General features: G+C 66.4%; 18 protein-coding genes and 1 tRNA gene. 12 read left to right on the top strand and 7 right to left on the bottom strand.

Annotation, left to right across the window (positions count from 1 at the left end; genetic code table 11):
* Window positions 1-173: 173 nt before the first annotated feature.
* The 4 genes from WS96_RS30555 to folE2 all read left to right on the top strand — a co-directional run bounded on the left by WS96_RS30555 (window position 174) and on the right by folE2 (window position 4299).
* A complete protein-coding gene (locus tag WS96_RS30555) occupies window positions 174-467 on the top strand; it encodes an exodeoxyribonuclease VII small subunit (RefSeq protein WP_006479428.1) in 294 nt (97 codons plus the stop codon).
* On the top strand, window positions 464-1348 hold the full coding sequence (locus WS96_RS30550) for a polyprenyl synthetase family protein (RefSeq protein ID WP_059837565.1): 885 nt from the start codon (window positions 464-466) through the stop codon (window positions 1346-1348). Before WS96_RS30555 ends, WS96_RS30550 begins: the two co-directional genes overlap by 4 nt.
* Before the next feature lie 81 nt (window positions 1349-1429).
* Window positions 1430-3334: a 1-deoxy-D-xylulose-5-phosphate synthase gene (dxs, locus tag WS96_RS30545; protein WP_059837563.1), complete on the top strand. Its 1905-nt coding sequence runs from the start codon at window positions 1430-1432 to the stop codon at window positions 3332-3334.
* Between the two features lie 155 nt (window positions 3335-3489).
* Window positions 3490-4299, top strand: coding sequence for a GTP cyclohydrolase FolE2 (folE2, locus tag WS96_RS30540; RefSeq protein ID WP_006479422.1), 810 nt, complete (start codon window positions 3490-3492; stop codon window positions 4297-4299).
* A gap of 91 nt (window positions 4300-4390) precedes the next feature.
* Here the strand turns inward: folE2 and tsaD are convergent, their stop codons facing one another.
* Window positions 4391-5431 (bottom strand): tRNA (adenosine(37)-N6)-threonylcarbamoyltransferase complex transferase subunit TsaD, encoded by a 1041-nt coding sequence (gene tsaD, locus WS96_RS30535; protein WP_059837561.1) that lies wholly within the window; start codon window positions 5429-5431, stop codon window positions 4391-4393.
* Window positions 5432-5552: 121 nt separating this feature from the next.
* Between tsaD and WS96_RS30530 the strand changes: the two genes are divergently transcribed.
* The 7 genes from WS96_RS30530 (at window position 5553) to WS96_RS30500 (ending at window position 14275) form a co-directional block, all read left to right on the top strand.
* Entirely contained in the window at window positions 5553-6782 is a 1230-nt protein-coding gene (locus tag WS96_RS30530) for an NAD(P)/FAD-dependent oxidoreductase (RefSeq protein ID WP_257128090.1), read from the top strand.
* 105 nt (window positions 6783-6887) lie between these two features.
* Window positions 6888-7100 carry a 30S ribosomal protein S21 gene (gene rpsU / locus WS96_RS30525; protein WP_006479415.1) on the top strand — a complete coding sequence of 71 codons (213 nt, stop codon included), beginning with the start codon at window positions 6888-6890 and terminating at the stop codon, window positions 7098-7100.
* 194 nt (window positions 7101-7294) lie between these two features.
* Complete coding sequence (locus WS96_RS30520) at window positions 7295-7741, top strand: GatB/YqeY domain-containing protein (protein ID WP_006479409.1); 447 nt, start codon at window positions 7295-7297, stop codon at window positions 7739-7741.
* A 70-nt stretch (window positions 7742-7811) separates the two neighbouring features.
* Window positions 7812-9689 carry a DNA primase gene (gene dnaG, locus WS96_RS30515; protein ID WP_059837559.1) on the top strand — a complete coding sequence of 626 codons (1878 nt, stop codon included), beginning with the start codon at window positions 7812-7814 and terminating at the stop codon, window positions 9687-9689.
* 88 nt (window positions 9690-9777) lie between these two features.
* A complete protein-coding gene (gene rpoD, locus WS96_RS30510) occupies window positions 9778-12195 on the top strand; it encodes an RNA polymerase sigma factor RpoD (protein ID WP_082720396.1) in 2418 nt (805 codons plus the stop codon).
* Window positions 12196-12333: 138 nt separating this feature from the next.
* Window positions 12334-12412 (top strand) — tRNA-Ile (locus WS96_RS30505).
* Window positions 12413-12724: 312 nt separating this feature from the next.
* Window positions 12725-14275 (top strand): phospholipase D family protein, encoded by a 1551-nt coding sequence (locus WS96_RS30500; protein WP_059837558.1) that lies wholly within the window; start codon window positions 12725-12727, stop codon window positions 14273-14275.
* 7 nt (window positions 14276-14282) lie between these two features.
* Here the strand turns inward: WS96_RS30500 and pdxR are convergent, their stop codons facing one another.
* Window positions 14283-15764, bottom strand: a complete 1482-nt coding sequence (gene pdxR / locus WS96_RS30495; protein WP_059837556.1) for a MocR-like pyridoxine biosynthesis transcription factor PdxR — start codon at window positions 15762-15764, stop codon at window positions 14283-14285.
* Window positions 15765-16000: 236 nt separating this feature from the next.
* Here pdxR and WS96_RS30490 point away from each other — a divergent pair, with 236 nt between their 5' ends.
* Window positions 16001-16651, top strand: coding sequence for a pyridoxamine 5'-phosphate oxidase family protein (locus WS96_RS30490; protein ID WP_059837554.1), 651 nt, complete (start codon window positions 16001-16003; stop codon window positions 16649-16651).
* 142 nt (window positions 16652-16793) lie between these two features.
* Here the strand turns inward: WS96_RS30490 and WS96_RS30485 are convergent, their stop codons facing one another.
* From WS96_RS30485 to WS96_RS30470, 5 genes are all read right to left on the bottom strand, one after another.
* Window positions 16794-18629, bottom strand: a complete 1836-nt coding sequence (locus WS96_RS30485) for a S53 family peptidase (RefSeq protein ID WP_059837553.1) — start codon at window positions 18627-18629, stop codon at window positions 16794-16796.
* A gap of 235 nt (window positions 18630-18864) precedes the next feature.
* Window positions 18865-19254 carry a hypothetical protein gene (locus WS96_RS34690; RefSeq protein ID WP_257128085.1) on the bottom strand — a complete coding sequence of 130 codons (390 nt, stop codon included), beginning with the start codon at window positions 19252-19254 and terminating at the stop codon, window positions 18865-18867.
* Between the two features lie 3 nt (window positions 19255-19257).
* Complete coding sequence (locus WS96_RS30480; RefSeq protein WP_059837551.1) at window positions 19258-19881, bottom strand: hypothetical protein; 624 nt, start codon at window positions 19879-19881, stop codon at window positions 19258-19260.
* Window positions 19878-20570 carry a response regulator gene (locus tag WS96_RS30475; protein WP_059837549.1) on the bottom strand — a complete coding sequence of 231 codons (693 nt, stop codon included), beginning with the start codon at window positions 20568-20570 and terminating at the stop codon, window positions 19878-19880. Before WS96_RS30475 ends, WS96_RS30480 begins: the two co-directional genes overlap by 4 nt.
* A gap of 101 nt (window positions 20571-20671) precedes the next feature.
* Window positions 20672-22102, bottom strand: coding sequence for an efflux transporter outer membrane subunit (locus tag WS96_RS30470; protein ID WP_059837547.1), 1431 nt, complete (start codon window positions 22100-22102; stop codon window positions 20672-20674).
* Window positions 22103-22106 lie beyond the last annotated feature (4 nt).

Below are 22106 nucleotides of genomic sequence, written 5' to 3'. Positions count from 1 at the left end.
CTAGGATTAAGTGCCTGATTTGTGTCAATTTTTTGTCGGGCGGCCGTCGAAAGGCGCACACTGTGCGTCGGAGATGGGGCCGGAATTGTGCGCGGGCGCCCACGACGGCAGGTCGGAAAATTCTCTTTTGCCGTAGAATGTCCGACTTGTTTTGAAATTTGACACCCTCGTCCATGGCGAAAACCGCATCCCCAGGCGCCACGCCGCCCGGCAATGGCACCGAACCGTTGCCGGACAATTACGAGATGGCGCTCGCGGAGCTCGAGACGCTGGTTGCCCGGATGGAAGGCGGCGCGTTGAGCCTCGAGGATTCGCTGGCGGCGTATCGTCGCGGTGCGACCCTCGTTGCGTTTTGCCAACAGCAGCTCGAGAAAGTGGAGCAGCAGGTTCGCGTGCTCGACGGCGCGACGCTGAAGCCGCTTTCGTCCGGAACGGCCGCCACGGACGGCGAAGACGACGATCTATGACATTCGAACAATGGATGCGGTCCGTGCTTGACCGTGTCGAGGACGCACTCGGCCACTATCTGCCGGCTGAAACGGCGACGCCCGCGAAACTTCACGAGGCGATGCGCTACGCGGTCCTCGGTGGCGGCAAACGCGTTCGCCCGCTGCTGTGCCATGCAGCAGGCGAGCTGACCGGGGCGACGGAGGCGGCGCGCAACGCCGCGGCGGCGGCGCTGGAGATGATCCACGTCTACTCGCTCGTGCACGACGACATGCCGTGCATGGACGACGACGCGCTGCGTCGCGGCAAGCCGACCGTGCACGTGCAGTACGACGAGCCGACGGCGCTGCTGGTCGGCGACGCGCTGCAGTCGCAGGCGTTCGTGGCGCTGACCGACGCCGCTGCGCTGTCGTCGGTGCAGCAGGCGGCGCTCGTGCGCGAGCTGGCGCTCGCGAGCGGCTCGATCGGGATGGCCGGCGGGCAGGCGATCGATCTGGCGAGCGTCGGCCTGAAGCTGACGCGCGAGCAGCTCGAGACGATGCATCGGATGAAGACGGGCGCATTGCTGCGCGCGGCCGTGCGGATGGGCGCGCTGGCCGGCGAGACGCCGTCGGCGGAAACGATGGCCGCGCTGGATGTTTACGCGGGGGCCGTGGGTCTGGCCTTCCAGGTCGTCGACGACATTCTCGACGTCACGACCGATTCGGCGACGCTCGGCAAGACGGCCGGCAAGGACGCGGCGAACGACAAGCCGACCTATGTATCGATCCTCGGTCTCGAGGCGTCGCGCGAGCTGGCAGCGCAGCTGCGCGCCGAAGCGCATGACGCGCTGAAACCGTTCGGCGCACGCGCACAGCGTCTCGCCGAACTTGCCGACCTGGTAGTGAACCGGGTCAGCTGACGCGAAAGCCCGCCGCCGCGCACATGCCACGGTGCGCGCAAAAGAATGCGGGCGCGTTTGATTTCCTACAATGGAACGACGATGTACGACTTGCTGAAAACCATCGACGACCCGGCGGATTTGCGCCGCCTCGATCGTCGCCAACTGCAACCGCTCGCGGATGAACTGCGCGCGTTCGTGCTCGACAGCGTGTCGAAGACGGGCGGCCACTTGTCGTCCAACCTCGGGACGGTCGAGCTGACGATCGCGTTGCACTACGTGTTCAACACGCCGAACGATCGCATCGTCTGGGACGTGGGTCACCAGACCTACCCGCACAAGATCCTGACGGGTCGCCGCGACCAGATGCATTCGCTGCGTCAGTACGACGGCATCTCGGGTTTCCCGCGCCGCAGCGAATCCGAATACGACACGTTCGGCACCGCGCACTCGAGCACGTCGATCTCAGCCGCGCTCGGCATGGCGATCGGCAGCCAGCTGAACGGCGACGACCGCTTCTCGATCGCGGTGATCGGCGACGGCGCGATGACGGCCGGCATGGCGTTCGAGGCGATGAACAACGCGGGCGTGTCGGAAGATGCGAAGCTGCTCGTGATCCTGAACGACAACGACATGTCGATCTCGCCGCCGGTCGGCGCGCTGAATCGCCATCTCGCCCGCCTGATGTCGGGCCGCTTCTATGCGGCTGCGCGCGCAGGCGTCGAGCGCGTGCTGAGCGTCGCGCCCCCGGTGCTCGAACTCGCGCGCAAGCTCGAGGAGCATGCGAAGGGCATGGTCGTGCCGGCCACGCTGTTCGAGGAATTCGGCTTCAACTACATCGGCCCGATCGACGGTCACGATCTCGATTCGCTGATCCCGACGCTGCAGAACATCCGCGAACTGCGCGGCCCGCAATTCCTGCACGTGGTGACGAAGAAGGGCCAGGGCTACAAGCTCGCCGAAGCCGATCCGGTGCTCTATCACGGCCCCGGCAAGTTCAACCCGGCCGAAGGCATCAAGCCGTCGACCACGCCCGCGAAGAAGACCTACACGCAGGTGTTCGGCGAGTGGCTGTGCGACGAAGCCGAACGCGATACGCGCGTCGTCGGCATCACGCCCGCGATGCGCGAAGGCTCGGGCATGGTCGAATTCGAGAAGCGTTTCAAGGATCGCTACTACGACGTCGGCATCGCCGAGCAGCACGCGGTGACGTTCGCGGGCGGGCTCGCGACCGAGGGGCTGAAGCCCGTCGTCGCAATCTACTCGACGTTCCTGCAACGTGCGTACGACCAACTGATCCACGACGTCGCGCTGCAGAATCTGCCGGTCGTGTTCGCGATCGACCGCGCGGGCCTCGTCGGCGCGGACGGTGCGACGCATGCGGGCGCGTACGATCTCGCGTTCATGCGCTGCATCCCGAACATGACGATCATGGCCGCATCCGACGAAAACGAATGCCGCCAGATGCTGCACACGGCGCTTCAGCAGCCGAACCCGACCGCGGTGCGTTATCCGCGCGGCGCCGGCACGGGCGTGGCGACGGTGAAGGAATTCACCGAGATCCCGCTCGGCAAGGGTGAAGTGCGTCGCCGGACGTCGCAGCCGGAAGGCAAGCGCGTCGCGATCCTCGCGTTCGGCACGATGGTCGCACCGTCGCTCGCCGCGGCCGAGGAGCTCGATGCAACGGTCGCGAACATGCGCTTCGTGAAGCCGGTCGATGCGGCGCTCGTGCGCGAGCTGGCCGAAACGCACGACTACCTCGTCACGGTCGAGGAAGGCTGCGTGATGGGCGGCGCGGGCTCGGCCTGCGTCGAAGCCCTGATGGAGAGTGGGGTTATCCGACCCGTAATACAATTGGGCCTCCCTGACCAGTTCATCGATCACGGCGACCCCGCGAAGCTGCTGTCGCAATGCGGCCTCGACGGCGCGGGCATCGCGAAATCGATTCGCGAACGCTTTCTGAGCCCGGCGGCCGATGTCGCCGATCAGGCGAAGCGCGTCGCATGAGGCGGCGCCGCCTGCGGGCGGCGCCGGCGCGCCTGGCGCAACCGGTCTTCATTGATGCGGAAAACATGGGCCTGCGGGCCCATGTTGCTTTTCCGGCTGCCGCGTGACGCGGCGTGCGCGTCGTCGGACGCGCGGCTTACAAGGATTGAACCAAGATGAACCAGATGAACCCCGCCTTCGTGATGCCCGACGTGCAGAGCACGGTGGATACCCGTCAGATCCCGATTCAGCGCGTGGGCGTGAAGGCGGTCCGGCATCCGTTGACGGTGTGCACCGAAAGCGGCGACGTGCAACCGACCGTCGGCGTCTGGAACCTCGACGTCCGTCTGCCTGCCGATCAGAAGGGCACGCACATGTCGCGCTTCGTCGCGCTGCTCGAAGAGAATCGCGCGCCGCTGACGGTCGAGCGCTTCCGCGCGATGCTCGCGTCGATGCTCGTGAAGCTCGAGGCCGAGGCCGGCCGCATCGAAGTCACGTTCCCGTATTTCGTGAACAAGACGGCGCCGGTGTCGGGCGTGCAGAGCCTGCTCGACTATGAAGTGACGCTCGCGGGCGAAAGCCGCAACGGCGACACGCGCCTGTTCCTGAAGGTGCTCGTGCCGGTGACGAGCCTGTGCCCGTGCTCGAAGAAGATCTCGCAATACGGCGCGCACAACCAGCGCTCGCACGTGACGATCGATGCGGAGCTGGCGGCCGATCTGCCGGTCGAGGCGCTGATTCGCATCGCCGAAGAAGAAGCGTCGTGCGAACTGTGGGGGCTGCTGAAGCGTCCGGACGAGAAGTTCGTCACCGAGCGTGCGTACGAGAATCCGAAGTTCGTCGAGGATCTCGTGCGCGATGTCGCGCAGCGTCTCGATGCGGACGAGCGGGTGGTCGCCTACGTGCTCGAAGCCGAGAACTTCGAGTCGATCCACAATCACAGCGCGTATGCGCTGATCGAGCGTGACAAGCGGCACGCTGCATGAACGCCGCGACGTTTCGTCGCGCCAATGAGAAAGGCAGCTCGGAATCGAGCTGCCTTTTCGTTTTCCGGCTGGCGGCGTCGCGTTGCGCGATTCAGCGTGCGAGCGACGCGAGATCCCAGCGCGGCTTCACCGTGAACGCGTAGTCGGCATTCGCCTGTTCGGGCCAGCGGCCGAGCCGCAGCGCGCCCGCGAGCGCGATCATCGCGCCGTTGTCGGTGCAGAGCGCGAGATCGGGATAGTGCACGTCGAAGCCGCGCTTGGCCGCGGCCGCCGACAGGGCCGCGCGCAACTGGCGGTTCGCGCCGACGCCGCCCGCGACCACGAGGCGCTTGAGCTTCGTCTTCTTCAGCGCGGCGAGCGACTTCGCGACGAGCACGTCGACGGCCGCGTCGACGAAGCCGCGTGCGAGGTCGGCCTTCGCCCGTTCGAGTGCTTCGCCGTCGAGCTTCGCCGCTTCGAATTTCTTCATCTGCGTGAGCACGGCCGTCTTCAAGCCGCTGAAGCTGAAGTCGAGATCGCCCGAATGCAGCATCGGGCGCGGCAGCACGACCGCGCCCGGCGTGCCCGTTTCCGCGAGTTTCGAGACTTCGGGGCCGCCCGGATAGCCGAGGCCGATCAGCTTCGCCGTCTTGTCGAACGCTTCGCCGGCCGCGTCGTCGAGCGTTTCGCCGAGCGTCTCGTAGACGCCGACGTCGGTCACGCGCATCAGTTGCGTGTGGCCGCCGGAAACCAGCAGTGCGACGAACGGGAACGGCGGCGGCTCGTCGACCAGCAACGGCGACAGCAGATGGCCTTCGAGGTGGTGGATGCCGACGGTCGGCTTGTTCCAGGCGAGCGCGAGCGCATTCGCGATGCTCGCGCCGACCAGCAGCGCGCCGGCGAGGCCGGGGCCCTGCGTGAACGCGATCGCGTCGATGTCCTCGCGGCGCGTGCCGCTTTGCGCCATCACGTCCTCGAGCAGCGGCAGCGCGCGGCGGATGTGGTCGCGCGACGCGAGCTCGGGCACGACGCCGCCGTAGTCGCGGTGCATCGCGATCTGCGAATGGAGCGCGTGCGCGAGCAGGCCGCGCTGCGTGTCGTAGAGCGCGAGGCCGGTTTCGTCGCAGGAGCTTTCGATGCCGAGAACGAGCATGGGTACGGGCAGGGCGCGCCGTTTCGGACGCGCCGCAGATAGGTCGACGTAGCCGGAAAGTATAGCAGGCGAGGGCGGGCCGGCGCTGGCGGCGGCCCGGCCCCGATGCCGGGCAGGTACAATCCGCGCCATGGAAACTTATGACATCGCCGTGATCGGCGCGGGCGCCGCCGGCATGATGAGCGCCGCGGTCGCCGGGCAGCTCGGCCGCCGCGTCGTGCTGATCGATCACGCGCCGCGGCTCGCCGAGAAAATCCGCATCTCGGGCGGCGGCCGCTGCAACTTCACGAACCTGTATGCCGGGCCCGACAACTACCTGTCGTCGAATCCGCATTTCGCGCGCTCGGCGCTGGCGCGCTATACGCCGCGCGACTTCCTCGGGCTGCTCAAGCGCCATCGCGTGACCTGGCACGAAAAGCACAAGGGTCAGCTCTTTTGCGACCACGGCAGCGACGCGATCATCGACGTGCTGAAGCACGAGTGCGACGCGGGCGGCATCGCGTGGCGCCGGCCCGTCGTCGTCGACGCGGTGCGCCATACGCCGTCCGACGGCTTCACGCTCGATACGCAGCAGGCCGGCCCGATCGCTGCGCGTGCGCTGATCGTCGCGACCGGCGGCCTGTCCATCCCGAAGATCGGTGCGACCGACTTCGGCTATCGGCTCGCGAAGCAGTTCGGCCACAAGCTCGTCGATACGCGGCCCGCCCTCGTGCCGCTGACGTTCGCGCCGCAGGACTGGGCGCCGTTCGCGCCGCTGTCCGGCGTATCGCTCGAAGTGCGCGTATCGACCGGCGACAAAAAGCGCGGCGGCGAATTCGTCGAGGATCTGCTGCTGACCCATCGCGGGCTCTCCGGGCCGGGCATCCTGCAGATCTCGAGCTACTGGCAGCCCGGCGACCCGATCCGCGTCGACCTGCTGCCGCAGCGCGACACGGTGGCCGACCTGCTCGACGCGAAACGTACGTCGAAGCGCCAGATCGGTTCGCTGCTCGCCGACTGGGTGCCGTCGCGCCTCGCGCACGCGTGGCTCGACACGCATCGCGTCGCGGCCGACGCGCGGCTCGCGGACCTGCCCGACAAGACGCTGCGCCAGATCGGCGACGCGCTGTCCGGCTGGACGCTCACGCCGAACGGCACCGAAGGCTACAAGAAGGCCGAAGTGACGAAAGGCGGGGTCGATACGCGCGAGCTGTCGTCGGCGACGATGATGAGCGCGCGCGTGCCGGGGCTGTTCTTCGTCGGCGAGGCGGTGGACGTGACGGGCTGGCTCGGCGGCTACAACTTCCAGTGGGCGTGGGCGTCCGGCACGGCGGCCGGGCAGGCCGCGGCCGAATATGCGCGCGGCGCCTGACGCGCCGGCCCGCGCCGTTCCGGCGGGGCCGGGCTCCGTGCCTTTGGGCAGTCGCTCTGCTATACTCGGTAGTCTTTCCCTGCAAACCTTTATTCGTGTCGGATCATGACGATCATTCGCGTTAAAGAGAACGAGCCGTTCGAAGTTGCAATGCGTCGCTTCAAGCGCACGATCGAGAAGAACGGTCTGCTGACCGAGCTTCGTGCGCGCGAGTTTTACGAGAAGCCGACCGCGGAGCGCAAGCGCAAGAAGGCCGCTGCGGTGAAGCGTCACTACAAGCGTATTCGCAGCCAGACGCTGCCGAAGAAGCTGTACTGAACGATTGGGCGCCGCGCGGTTCGCTGAGCGGCGCACCGGCGACTCCGCGCGATCGGGTGCGATCGCGCAGCCGATCAGGCGGCGAGTCGCCGATGCCGGATTCGAGCAACCCGCTTGAGACACTGTCCCAAGCGGGTTTTTGTGTTGACGCCCGTTCGCGGGCGTCGGATTCACGTTTCCATCCCGGGTGAAAGATGAGTTTGAAAGAGCAGATCAGCGAAGACATGAAGGCCGCGATGCGCGCGAAGGAAAGCGAGCGTCTGGCAACGATTCGCCTGCTGATGGCCGCGATCAAGCAGCGCGAAGTCGATGATCGGGTCACGCTCGACGACGCGGGCATCACGGCCGTGATCGACAAGATGATCAAGCAGCGCAAGGATTCGATCAGCCAGTTCCAGGCGGCCGGCCGCGACGATCTCGTCGCGAAGGAGCAGGCCGAGCTGACCGTGCTGGGCGGCTACATGCCCGCGCAACTGTCGGACGCCGAAGTGGCGGCCGAAGTCCAGGCGGCGGTCGCGCAAACCGGCGCAGCCGGCCCGCAGGACATGGGCAAGGTGATGGGCGTGCTGAAGGGCAAGCTCGCCGGCCGTGCCGACATGACGGCCGTTTCCGCGCAGGTCAAGGCCGCGCTCACGAAGTAAGACCCGTTCCCGGCGCGCCCAGCGATGCGTGCGCCGGGCGCCGTATCCTCTTTTTTCGCTCGATCCCACGGTGATTCCGCATTCGTTCCTGCAGGATTTGCTGAACCGCGTCGATATCGTCGACGTGGTGGGCCGGTACGTGCAGCTCAAGAAGGGCGGCGCCAATTTCATGGGGCTGTGCCCGTTCCATAACGAGAAGAGCCCGTCGTTTACCGTCAGCCCGACCAAGCAGTTCTATCACTGCTTCGGTTGCGGCGCGCACGGCACCGCGATCGGCTTCCTGATGGAACACGCGGGGCTCACGTTCCCGGAAGCCGTGCAGGAGCTCGCGCAATCCGTCGGCCTGACCGTGCCGCACGAGCCGTCGATGCGCGGCGGCGGTGGGGGCGCAGGCGGGGGCGGCGACTATCCGGCGCCCGTGTCGAAATCGGTGGCGACCGCGCTGTCCGACGCGATGACGGCCGCGTGCGACTACTACCGCAAGCAGTTGCGCGGCGCGACCGACGCGATCCAGTACCTGAAGAACCGCGGGCTGACCGGCGAGATCGCCGCACGCTTCGGTCTCGGCTATGCGCCGGACGGCTGGCAGAACCTCGAGGCCGCGTTCCCCGACTATCGCGACGAGTCGCTCGTCGAGGCGGGGCTCGTGATCGTCAGCGAGAAAACCGATGCGCAGGGCGTCGCGCGCCGCTACGACCGGTTCCGCGAGCGGATCATGTTTCCGATCCGCAACGTGAAGGGGCAGGTGATCGGTTTCGGCGGCCGCGTGCTCGGCAGCGGCGAACCGAAGTACCTGAACTCGCCGGAAACGCCGCTGTTCAACAAGGGCAGCGAGCTGTACGGGCTGTTCGAGGCACGGCTCGCGATTCGCGAGCGCAAGTACGTGCTGGTCGTCGAGGGCTACATGGACGTCGTCGCGCTCGCGCAGCTCGGGTTTCCGAACGCGGTCGCGACGCTCGGCACCGCGTGCACGCCGATTCACGTGCAGAAGCTGCTGCGTCAGACCGACACGGTCATTTTCAGTTTCGACGGCGATGCGGCCGGGCGGCGCGCGGCCCGGCGCGCGCTCGAGGCATGCCTGCCGCATGCGGGCGACAACCGCACGATCCGGTTCCTTTTCCTGCCGACCGAGCACGATCCGGACAGCTACGTGCGCGAGTTCGGCGCGGACGCGTTCTCCGAGCAGGTCGAGCGCGCGATGCCGTTGTCCCAATTTCTGTTGAACGAAGCAATCGCCGGCAAGGCGCTCGATCAGCCGGAAGGCCGCGCGAAGGCGCTGTTCGATGCGAAGCCGCTGTTGCAGGCGCTGCCCGCGAACGCGTTGCGCGCGCAGATCATGCACATGTTCGCCGATCGCCTCGACATCCCGTTCGAAGAGGTCGCGGCGCTGTCGGACGTCGATACGCGTATCGCGGCGGCGCCGCGCCAGGCGCCTGCGCGCAGCGAGCGGCGCCGCGTGACGGACAGCGAAAAGCGCGCGTTGCGCACGCTGGTGATGCATCCGCGCGTCGCCTCGCAGCTCGACGACGAACAGATTGCGACCCTGCGTGCGCTGCCGCGCATCGGCGAGTTGTTCGCGGAAGTCGTCGATCATGCGCGTGCGCTGGGCGACGGCGCGGAGTTCCGGCTGCTGTCGGATGTCCTGAGGACGTCCTCGAACGGGGCGACTTACGAGGAAATCTTCCGCGAAATTCTGGACTATGATGAAAACGTCCGCGATTTGCTGTTACAGAATCCGGAAGACGAGACGGTGCCCGAGCGGCAGCGTGAGCAGGAGCGGATTGCGGGGGAGGAGCTGCAGGCGGCGGTGCTCAAGATGCGCTATGACGCCTGCTGCGACCGGCTGGACAGGCTGGCGCGGCAATCCACCTTCACCCCCGAGGAATTGACCGAATTGACGGAATTGAACCAGCAGCGAACCGACATGAAACGTCGGCTCGGGCTGTAGGCGGCCGGGGCGCTTAGAGAGGGTTCCCCAGCGTGCTATAATATAAGGTTTCCAGCGGTTTGTTTTCCAAGCAGAGGCGAGAATCGCGATGGCAAAGACGACAGGCGGAAAGAAAGCAACAGGCAAGGGCTCGACGGAGCCGACCAAGAAGGTCACAGCGGCCAAGTCTGCTTCTTCCGCCAGGACAACGTCTTCAGCCACGTCAGCTCCTGCGGGAAAGAAAACCGCGGCCGGCACTGCTCAGGCTGCGCCGGCGCCGGCAGCCAGAACACGGGCTGCCGCCAGACCCGACTCCGGGCCGGCCAAGCCGGCGGCGAAGCGGGCAAGTGCGAAAAGCGCAAGGGACACGACTGCCGACGCGGACGAAACGGCAGTACGTACTACTCATGCACCCACGGTTCAACCGGCTGTCGTCCAGCAGCCGCGAGTCGATATAGCCGGTACGGCGAACTCCATGACCAAAAAGCTGAACGAAGTATCCGTCGAAGACGACGCAAATCAGAGCGACGAGCAGCCCGCAGCCGCGGCTGCACCGGGCAAATCCAAGGTGCGCGATCGTCGCGCCAAGGAAAAGGCGCTGCTGAAGGAAGCGTTCGCGACGAGCACGCCGGGCACGGCCGAGGAGCTCGAAGAGCGCCGCGTGAAGCTGCGCGCGCTGATCAAGCTCGGCAAGGAGCGCGGCTTCCTCACGTACGCCGAAATCAACGACCACCTGCCGGACAACTTCACCGAGACCGAAGCCCTCGAGGGCATCATCGGCACGTTCAACGACATGGGCGTGGCGGTATACGAGCAGGCGCCGGACGCGGAAACGCTGCTCCTGAACGACAACGCGCCCGCCGCGTCGTCGGACGATGAAGTCGAAGAGGAAGCGGAAGTCGCGCTGTCCACCGTCGATTCGGAATTCGGCCGCACGACCGACCCGGTCCGGATGTACATGCGCGAGATGGGCACCGTCGAGCTGCTCACGCGCGAAGGCGAAATCGAGATCGCGAAGCGGATCGAGGACGGCCTGCGCCACATGGTGATGGCCATCTCCGCGTGCCCGACCACGATCGCCGACATCCTCGCGATGGCCGAACGCGTCGCGAACGAAGAGATCCGCGTCGACGAGCTCGTCGACGGCCTGCTCGATCCGAATGCTTCGGACTCTACCGATACGGACGGCTTCTCCGCGAAGGAAGCGGAAGCCATCGAGAACGAGGACGAGGAAGCCGAAGAGGAAGAGGAAGAAGAGGAAGAGGAGGAAGACGACGGTGCCGCGCAGGCATCGGCCAACGCCGCCCAGCTCGAAGCCCTCAAGCGCGCGTCGCTCGAGAAGTTCGCGCAGATCAGCGAGTGGTTCGACAAGATGCGCCGCGCGTTCGAGAAGGAAGGCTACAAGTCGAAGGCCTACCTGAAGGCGCAGGAAACGATCCAGAGCGAGCTGATGACGATCCGCTTCACCGCGCGTACCGTCGAACGCCTGTGCGACACGCTGCGTGCGCAGGTGGACGAAGTGCGCCAGGTCGAGCGTCAGATCCTGCACATCGTCGTCGACAAGTGCGGCATGCCGCGCTCGGAATTCATCGCGCGCTTCCCCGGTAACGAGACGGATCTCGACTGGGCCGAGAAGATCACCGCGGAAGGCCATCCGTACAGCGCGGTGCTGTCGCGTAACGTTCCGGCGATCCGCGAACAGCAGCAGCGTCTGCTCGACCTGCAGGCGCGCGTCGTGCTGCCGCTGAAGGACCTGAAGGAAACCAACCGCCAGATGGCGGCCGGCGAACTGAAGGCGCGTCAGGCGAAGCGCGAAATGACCGAGGCCAACCTGCGTCTGGTGATCTCGATCGCGAAGAAGTACACGAACCGCGGCCTGCAGTTCCTCGACCTGATCCAGGAAGGCAACATCGGCCTGATGAAGGCGGTGGACAAGTTCGAATACCGTCGCGGCTACAAGTTCTCGACCTATGCGACGTGGTGGATCCGTCAGGCCATCACGCGCTCGATCGCCGACCAGGCGCGCACGATCCGTATTCCGGTTCACATGATCGAGACGATCAACAAGATGAACCGCATCTCGCGGCAGATCCTGCAGGAAACCGGCCTCGAGCCGGATCCGGCCACGCTCGCCGAGAAGATGGAGATGCCGGAAGACAAGATCCGCAAGATCATGAAGATCGCGAAGGAGCCGATCTCGATGGAAACGCCGATCGGCGACGACGACGATTCCCATCTCGGCGACTTCATCGAGGACACCAACACGGTCGCGCCGGCGGATGCCGCGCTGCATGCGAGCATGCGCGACGTCGTGAAGGACGTGCTCGATTCGCTGACGCCGCGCGAGGCGAAGGTGCTGCGGATGCGTTTCGGTATCGAGATGAGCACCGATCACACGCTCGAGGAAGTCGGCAAGCAGTTCGACGTCACGCGCGAGCGCATCCGTCAGATCGAAGCCAAGGCGCTGCGCAAGCTGCGTCACCCGAGCCGTTCCGACAAGCTGAAGTCGTTCCTCGAAGGGAACTGATTTCCAGCATCCGTGCCGCGAACGCCGCCGGTATCCGCATGATGCCGGTGGCGTTCGTTCCCTTTGTCGTCTTTGTTGTTACAATGCCGGCCCGACCTCGTTGTCGGGGCAGCGTGTAGCACGCTTTGCTTCTCGTCTGGGCCCCTAGCTCATGCTTGGTTAGAGCAGCGAACTCATAATTCGTTGGTGCCGGGTTCGACTCCCGGGGGGCCCACCAGATTCGCTTCCACGGTCGTCCGGGGAAGCTCGAAACCCGCGATTGCCGCACGGCGTCGCGGGTTTTTCTTTGGTGCGCCGCCCGAATGTGTCGAACGTATTGAACGCGTTCGTGCCGGCGCCGCCTGTCGCATCTTCGCCACCGCGGAAACACCGAAAGCGTGCCGCCGCGATATCAATCGAAGTATGCTGTAGCGCGATCCGGTCGCACGCTGGTCCGTCGCGCGCGTACCGTGGACCCGTGCCGCGCTCCGTCCGGCAGCCAGCCAGAACAAACACAATCCGACTTCGCCCGACCTTGGGGGCGGCCAACATGATCATGCTGCGTTCGTGGGGTGCGATTCTGTCGTTGCTGATGCTCGTCGCGTGCGCGAGCCTGCCGCCGCTGGCCGATCGCACGCCGACGCATGCATTCACCGATACGGACAATACGCGGCTGGGCGTCGCGTTCCAGCAGCAGGCGACCGCCCATCCGGGGCAGGACGCGTTCCATTTGCTGACCGATCCGGTCGATGCGCTGGATGCGCGCGTGCTGCTCGCCGACCGTGCCGACCGCTCGCTCGACCTGCAGTACTACATCTGGCACGACGACCTGACCGGGCACGAACTGGCCGATGCGATCATTCGCGCGGCCGATCGCGGCGTGCGCGTGCGCGCGCTGCTCGACGATCTCGGCACCAACGCGGACGACCGCAAGCTGCTCGAGATCAGCTCGCATCCGAACATCGAGATCCGGTTGTTCAATCCGGTGGCCACGCGCCGCTTCAAGAAGATCGGCACCGTGTTCGAGTTCTCGCGCGTCAACCGGCGCATGCACAACAAGGCGATGATCGCGGACAACCAGGCGGCGATCGTCGGCGGCCGCAATATCGGCGACGAATATTTCGGCGCATCGTCGATGCTGGAGTTCGGCGATCTCGACGTCGTCGTTCACGGTCCGGTCGTGAAGGACATCTCGACGGAATTCGATACGTTCTGGAATTCGCCGTATGCGTATCCGATCGATACGCTGGTCGGGCACGATGCGGCGCCGGGCGGGCTCGATCGCGAACGCGAGCGATTGCGCGACTACCTGAGGGCGATGGAGGACAATCCGTACGTGCTCGAGGCCCGGCAGCGGCTCGACCGGATCGTCCACGGGCAGGGCACGGAACTGTCGTGGGGGCATGCGACGGTGCTGTACGACGATCCGTCGAAGATCGCGCACGCGCCGAAGGACAGCGACGGGCACCTGATGCCGCAGTTGCGCGCGCTTGCGTTGCAGCCCCGGCACGACCTGCTGATCGTGTCGCCGTATTTCGTGCCGGGCAAGGAGGTGGTCGAGCGGCTGCGCGCGCTGACGGCGCGCGGCGTGCGCGTGACGGTGCTGACCAATTCGCTCGCGTCGACCGACGTGGCGGCCGTGCATGCCGGCTACCGACGCTATCGAAGCGATCTGGTGAACGCGGGCGTGCGGCTTTACGAGCGTCGGCCATCGGGCGACAAGAGCATTTCGAAGCAGGTCATCGTCGGCTCGTCGCGCGCGTCGCTGCACGCGAAGACCTACGTGTTCGATCACACGAGCATCTTCATCGGGTCGATGAATCTCGATCCGCGCTCGCTGAACCTCAATACGGAGATCGGCGTTTACTGCGAGAGCCCGGCGATTGCGTCGCAGGTCGCCGACGATCTGGAGGCGCGGCTCGACCGGATCGCATGGCGTGTCGAGGCGAGCACCGATCCGGCCGGCAAAGGGCGGCTCAAGTGGATTCAGACGGACGCGGACGGGAAGATTACCGAGATCGATCACGAGCCGGAGGTATCCGCCCCGCGGCGCATGGAAGTGTGGTTTCTCGGGCTGTTTCCGATCGAATCGCAACTGTGAGCGACATTCAGCGCCGCGCGCGGCGGTGCCGGTCGATGACGTCGGCGAATTGCATTGCCGCCGTCTCGATCGTCGCGTCGCTCAGCCCCGAATAGCCGAGGACGAAGCCGTTGTATCGGCGGCCGTCGCCGCGGTGGTCGTCGCCGATGCAGTAGTGGCTCAACGGTTGCAGCAGCAAGCCATGGGCGGCTGCGGCACGCGCGACGTCGGTATCGCGCAGCGGCACCGCGAGATCCGCGGAAAGATGCATGCCGCCCGGGCTTTCCCGCACGCTCAGCGACGTGCCGAGATGGCGCGCGAGCGCCGCTTCGAGGCTGCTGCGTCGATCGGCGTAGAGCGCCCGCATCTTCCGCAGGTGCCGCGCAAAGAGGCCGGTGTCGATGAATTCGGCCATCGCCAGCTGGTCGGCCGAGTGACCGCGATGGACGAGTTCGCGCAGCGTGCTGGTGAAGCGTTCGACGAGCACCGGCGGTACCACCATGAAACCGAGCCGCAGGGCGGGAAACATCGTCTTGCTGAACGTGCCGAGATAGCACACCGGGGCATCGGCATGCAGGCCCTGGATCGCGGGCAGCGGCTGGCCGCCGTGACGGAATTCGCTGTCGTAGTCGTCCTCGATGATCCACGCGCCGCATGTGCGGGCGCGCTCGACGAGCGCCGCGCGTCGACGAGGGCTCATCAGCGCGCCGAGCGGGTACTGGTGCGACGGTGTCGTGTAGATCAGCCGGGGCGGGCGGGTGCGCCACTGCTCATCGGTCGGCGCCATGCCTTCGCGATCGACCTCGATCGGCACGGGATTCAGGCCGGTCGACCGGAATGCGGTCCTCGCGCCGTTGTAGCACGGGTTCTCGAGCCAGCCGTAGTCGCCGGGATTCGCGAGCATGCGCGCGCAGAGTTCGAGGCTGCTCTGCGTGCCGTCGGTGATGAATACCTGGCCCGTGTCGCAGCGCACGCCGCGCGACACGCGAATGTACGCGGCCACCGCGCGCCGCAGTTCGGGTAGTCCTTCGACCGGCCCGTACGCGAGCCGGGCGGGCGTGATGGTCTTCCATGCACGCTCGATGCACCGGCGCCACTGGGCAACCGGGAATTCGTCGAGGGACGGGAGGCCGGGAACGAACGGCAGCATGCGTTCGGGCTCCGGATCGACGTGCTCCAGCCCCTGCACGCGCGCCGACAGGTGAACCGGTGCAGGGCCGTCCTCATGGCCGGCGCTCGGCCGGCTGCATCCGTCCCATAACGTGATCGTGCCGTTGCGCGTGGCCGCCACGAAGCCTTCCTCGGCCAGGCGCTCGTACGCATAGACCGCGGAATTGCGCGCGATGCCCAGGTCGGCCGCGAGCACGCGCGTCGACGCGAGCCGCGTGCCGGGCGGCAGGTGCCCGGCCAGCAGCATGTCGCGCAGGCTCCGGTAGAGGGCTTCTTGCTGGCTATGTGCGGTCGCGCCGTCCTGTCTGGAAAGCGACGAGATGAGCAGCGCGAGATCCATGGGCTGGTTCCAGAAATTTTCCTTGTGCTGGTTCTTTCGAAGATGCCGCGCGCATCGTATCGTTCATGTTCTCGCGGGGCAGGCCGATGCACGCGCATGCCTGGCGATCGGCGCGGCTTGGCGATACGCGCGTATTTTGCTCGATTCGGCAAGCGACTGTCGATGGGGCGGACAACCGCGCACTCACGCCCGGATACGGCACGATGCCGATACCATTCATTTCGCACTACAGATCTATGAACGAACGGACCACGCTCTCTTCCACGCCACGTACGACGGTGCGCCGCCTGCCCGAGCTGGCGAGCCGCGATCGCACGATGCTCTACCGCATCGTGGACGACGCGTACGTCTGTCACATCGCGTTCGGCGACGGGCAGAATACGCACTGCATCCCGACCGCGCACTGGAGAAAGGGCGACGCGCTCTATATCCACGGGTCCAACGGCAGCCGGATGATCAAGGCGCTGTCGGCCGGCGCGCAGGCTTGCGTCGCGATGACGCTGCTGGACGGCCTCGTGCTGGCCAGGTCCGCGTTCAATCATTCGATGAATTATCGATCCGCGGTGATCTACGGGCAGTTCGACGTGGTGGAAGGCCGCGAGGAAAAACTCGCCGCGCTGGATGCGTTGATGGACAAGATCGCGCCGGGCCGCAAGCACGAAGCGCGGCCGGGCAATTCGAAGGAAATCAATGCGACCGGCGTGCTGCGGATTTCGATGGCGGAAGCGGCCGTGAAGATCAGCGATTCGCTGCCGTCCGACAAGGAAGAGGATCTCGGGCTGGCGGTCTGGGCCGGGATCTTGCCGTTGAAGACGACGCGCGGCGCGCCGGTTCATGCCGACGGTCACGTGCCGGTGCCGGATTATGTCCGGAACTGGGCCGATTGAGCGGCGCGACGAGGCCGCATCGGAAGCGGTGAGACGACACGGCTTGCACAGGACCCGCGAAGGCTGCGCAGCCTTCGCGGGTCGGCGGACGCGGTTGCGGACGAGACGTCGCGCTTGCGCATCCGGTTCGGTCAATGGCTCGTCAGCGCGCGAAATCCGACGTGCTCTGGATGAACGCGTTCAGCTTCGAGATGTTCACGCTGCCGAAGCCCGTCGTCGCATCCCAGCCGGCCTTCGCCTTGTAGCCGTACGTGCCGCTGCCGTTGTTGCCGGACGTGACGTCGTGCAGCAGCGCCGCGTTGCTCGGGAAGTACTTGTAGATGCTCGCCGCGGGGAACCCGAGCGTATTGTTGTTGGCCGACTGCAGCCGCGCCCAGATGCCCGTGAAGATCGGCGCAGCGAGGCTCGTGCCGCCTTCGTTGTTCAGGTAGCCCGAACCCCACAGCGTGTCGGACGTCTGGCCGTTCACGACGAGAATCGCGCCCGTGCGCAGGTCGGCGTCGAAGCCGACGTCGGGTAGCGCGCGCTTGGTCGAGCCGGTCAGGGTCGACGACTGCCACGTCGGCGCGGCCTCGTACTTGCTGTAGCCGCCGCCCGTCGACCACACGGTGCCCGGCTGCCAGCTCGGATCGTTCCAGACGATTTCGCTGTTGTACGCATTGGTCGACGTATTGGTGAACAGCGTCGTGCCGCCCACCGCGATCACGTACGGCGACGTGGCCGGCTCGCTCACCGTGTAGGTCGAACGCGACGGCGTGCCGCTCGCGCATTCGTACGCGCCGTGGTCGCCGGCGGAAACCGAGAAGGTTTGCCCTTGCGCGACCGCCTGCTTGAAGATGGTGTCGTCGGTGGCCTGCGAGCCGGTGCTGTACGCGGACGATTCGCATACGCCGAGCGATACGTTGATCACTTTCGCGACGTTGTCGGTCACGGCCTTGTTGTACGCGGCCGTGATCGCGGTGAGCGTCATCGACGGCGCGGTGTAGAACACGACCTGCTTCACGCTGCCGCCGGCCGTGCCGACGATCGACTGGCTGTCGAGGTTCCATTCGACGGTGCCGTCGGTGTCGGTGTACGAACTGCCGGCCGGGCCCGTCTTCACGATGCTGCTGCTGATCGTGCCGAGGCCGTTGTTCGCGGCGAACGTATTGAGGTCGCTCACCGTCTGCGACAGGTCGCCTTCGGAGATGATGCCGACCGTGGTCTGCGAGGCCGTCGGCGTGCCGTCGCCGCCGTAGATCGACGAGAACTCGGTCGGGTTGTGCGGCACCGCCGACGCGCCGGCCGGGATCGTCAGGTTGCTGGTGTTGCCTTGCGGCTTGCCGCCCGCGCCCGTATGCATGAGCTCGACGTTCTGCAGGCCGAGCACCGCGCCGACGATGTTGCCGATCGCGTTCGGCACTTGCGCGGCGTCGGTGTTCGCATAAACGCTGCGGCCGTTGCGCGTGAAGCGCTTGAGGGTCGTGCGGAACGCGGACTGGACGGTCCCCGCGGTGCCGGACGCGGAGACCAGCAGCCGGTTCGGCGCGACCACGATATTCACGAAGCCGGCCTTGCGCAGATGCGCGACGACGGACGCGACCTGCTGGTCGGTCGGCGCATATTGTGCGGCGAATTGCGCGGGCGTCAGAAACTGCCGGTAGTGCGGCGAACCGGGCGTATGCAGGTCGCGCAGGTACTGGTCGAGCTGTGCTTCGTTGCGCAGGTTCAGCCCGAGCACGATGTCCACCGATTCGCCGGGCGCCATGTCGATCGCGGCGGCCGCCGCGGCAGCCGTGCTCGCCGCGGGCGCGCCGGCCGTGCCGGCTTCGTTCTGCTGCACGAGCGGCAGGAAGCCCTTGGTGCGCGTTTCCGTCCAGCCGGCCGCGGGCGCGGCATGGGCGGACGCCATGCCGAACGACGCGGCTGCGGCCGCGGCGGCGAGTGCGAGATTGACGGCGCGAATGTGCTTTTGTTTCTTGTTTGCAACCTGATTCATTTGAATTACCCCTCCGGTTGAACAACGAACGGCACGAACAACGATGGTCGACAGCGGTGCGGGTCATGCACCGCCGCTTTCTGTCGCATGCGGGCGGGTGGCACGGACGCGACAGGGCCTTTCGCCCGATCCGGAAAGCGGTTTTTCTCCGGGGGCGAAATACGGAAAACGCGGTAACGGAAAGGCTGCGCCACAGGGCAGCGCAGTCGCGCCGGATTCGGCGCGGGCGGGATTGCTAGAGCAACAGCTTCGTTGTCCTGCTCATTTGATTCGATCCTTCGGCCCGCTGCCGGATGGCAGCCGTCCAGTGAAATGCATCGGGATGCTGCACGCGCCGGCGGGCGAACGCATCATTCGGCGGCGCGTACTTCGGTGCAGCGGAAGCGAAAAACGTGGAGCGGAATCGTTTGCGTGGCAGGCAATCCGTCGGATTGCTTGCATCGGACGGTATCAAGAACGAAAGTATGATGTCAAACTTTTTTTGATTATATGAAACAAAGTTAAAGCTAATAAAGTGCAATGATTTTGAAAAGATCGGCAGTGTTTTGTAATGTTCGAAACCGGCAACGCAGGTAACGCGGAAAGAGGCTCGCCGATCCTTTCCGATGCGTGTTGCAATGGCCAATCGTTATCGAGGAAATGCTCGAATCGGCGGGGCCTGTCGTTCGGTGACCTGAAGGTCGTCGACGATCCGGAACAGCGCGTCGACATGCCGAAGCAGCGCGTCGCGAGAGGAAGCGTCGCCATTGTCGGCGAGCGTCCTGATGGCGTCGAGCCGAGTTTCGAGTTCGGCGAGCCGTGTGCGCGTGACGCGACTGTTGCCGGCGACGGTGACCGTCGCATCGGATGGATTCGCAGGTTTCATTGAATGAGTCATCGCATTGAAATGCTCGATGAAGCGCGACAGGTCGGCCGGACAGCCGGCACGGGAAACCGTGCGCGCCGACGGGTCGCCGGCGACGCTCCGGCCGGCGGTGTCCGCCATGGCGTCGAGCGTCGCGAGCATACGGTGGATCAGCCTGAGCAGGTCGAACGCGGCGGCCAGCAGGCAGACGAACAGCGCCGTCGCCGGCACCAGGTAAGTGGATGCACTGCGGAGCATGGCGTCGGCCGTCGCGTCGCGCGGCAACGCGGCCGGCGCATGCAGTGCGTGGACGAAGAACGCGACGGTGCAGGCGAGCAGCACGACGACGCTCGCGGCGAGGCCGAACGCCCGCCCGATCTCCCGGCCGGGCCGTGCCGGCAGCGTCACCGCACGCCTCGCAGCCGGTAGCCGACGCCGCGCATCACTTCCGGCATGCCAGGCGCGCCGGCCTGTTCGAGTTTCTTGCGCAGCCGGCAGATGTGGCTGTCGACCGTGCGCTCCAGCGCGCTCACGTCGGCCATGCACGCGTCGAGCAACTCGCCGCGCGTGAACACGCGGCTCGGCGATCTCGCGAGATGCGCGAGGAGCCGGAACTCCGTCAGCGTCAGCGTGATCGGCACCTCGGTATCCGCCGTGCGCACGCGGGCCAGATAGCTGTCGGTGTCGATCTCGAGGTCGCCGACGCGCAGTATGCGCATGGTCGGCGGCGCGGCGGAGCGGCGCAGGATCGCGCGCAACCGCGCGACGACTTCGGCCGGGTTGAACGGCTTGACGATGTAGTCGTCCGCGCCGGCGTGCAGGGCCTGCAGCCGGTCGAGGTCGCGATCGAACGCGGTGACGACGACGACGGGCGTATCGTCGCGCCGTCGCAGCTCGGCGAGCACGTCCCAGCCGTTTTTCTGCGGCATCTTCACGTCGAGCAGGATCAGGTCGGGCTTCAGGCGCGGCTGCACGTCGAGCGCCGCTTGCCCGTCGGCGACGCGGTAGGTGCGAAAGCCGTCGCGCTTCAGGTATGCGTCGAGGATGTCCGAGATGTCGGGCTCGTCTTCCGCAATCAGTATCAGGGAATGGGTCATGGAGTGTACCGTGCGATGTCCACCGGTCGGGGCGGCCCGTGGCCGGGCCGGGGCACGCCGTTGCGCCACGCTGCCGCACGGGGCGCAACGGCGTCGTTCGTTCAGTTCTGCGCCACGCGCTTCGACGGTGCGACGTCCTGGTCCGTCAGGCCGCCGCCGAGCGCCTTGTACAGCGCAACGGCATTGCCGAGCTCGTCGCGGCGCAGGTCGAGCAGCGCCTGCCGTGCCGCATAGAGCTGCCGCTGCGAATCGAGCAACTCCAGCCGTCCCTCGACACCCGCGCGATAGCGCAGGTTCGACAGGTCGGTGCGGCGTTCGGCCGAAGCGACCACGCGCGTCTGCGCGTCGATCTGGCGGCCGAACGTTTCGCGCCCGGCGATGCCGTCGGCGACTTCGCGGAACGCGGCCTGGATCGCACGTTCGTATTCGGCGATCGCGCCGGACTTGCGCACTTGCGCGAGACGCAGCTCGGAACGCAGCCGGCCACCCTGGAAGATCGGCACCGTGACCTGCGGCGCGAAGTTCCACACGCGCTGACCGCCGTCGAACAGGCTGCCCATCGCGGGGCTGAGGAAGCCGATCGACGACGTCAACGACAGGCGCGGAAAGAACGCGGCGCGCGCGGCGCCGATGTCCGCATTCGCGGCGACGAGATTTTGTTCGGCCTGCTGGATATCCGGGCGACGAAACAGCAGCTCGGACGGGAGACCCGCCGGCAATTGCGTGATCACCGGTTGCTGCTGAAGCGGCAGCGGCTCGGGCAGATCTTTCGGCAGCTCGGCGCCGACCAGCAGGCGCAGCGCGTTGCGCGCCTGCTCGACGGCGCGCGTGCGTGCTTCGAGATCGGCCGTCGCGCTCGCGACCTGGCCTTCGGCCTGCGCGATGTCGACGCCGCTCGCCTGGTGCGCTTCCTTCAGGCGGCGCGCGAGATCGAGCGATTGTCGCCAGTCGGCGAGCGTGCGCTCGGACAACTGGCGCTGCTCGTGCGCGAGGCGTTCGGCGAAGTACGCGTTGGCCACGCCGCCGACGAGCGAGATCTGCACCGCACGGCGGCCGTGATCGGTTGCCAGGTAGCGCGCGAACGCGGCATCCGATTGCGACTTCACGCGGCCGAACAGGTCGATCTCGAACGCGCTGATGCCGACGTTTACGCCGTACTGGTTCTGCGTCGTGCCGAACAGCGGCGGATTCGACTGGGTGTCGTCCGACGTGCGCTGGCGCGTGAAGTTCGCGCCGGCGCCGATCGACGGCAGACGCGCGGCGCGCTGGATGCCGTACTGCGCTTCGGCGGCCTCGACGTTCAGCGCCGCCACGCGCAGGTCGCGGTTGTTGTCGAGCGCGAGCTCGATCAGGCGCTGCAGGCGGCGGTCGCCGAACATCGTGCGCCAGCCGAGATCGGCGGCGTTCGCGCGGAGATCGGCGGCAGCGGCGGCCGTGTAGGCGGTCGGCACCGGCATCGCGGGTTTGACCAGCATCGGCGCGAGCGAGCAGGCCGACAGCGCGAGAACGAGGGGAAGAATAAGCAATCGCATGGCA

The sequence above is a fragment of the Burkholderia sp. MSMB1835 genome, assembly GCF_001526365.1.
GTDB lineage: Bacteria > Pseudomonadota > Gammaproteobacteria > Burkholderiales > Burkholderiaceae > Burkholderia.
The sequence above is the reverse complement of the archived record's forward strand: the minus strand, read 5'-3'. Positions and strand labels throughout refer to the sequence as shown.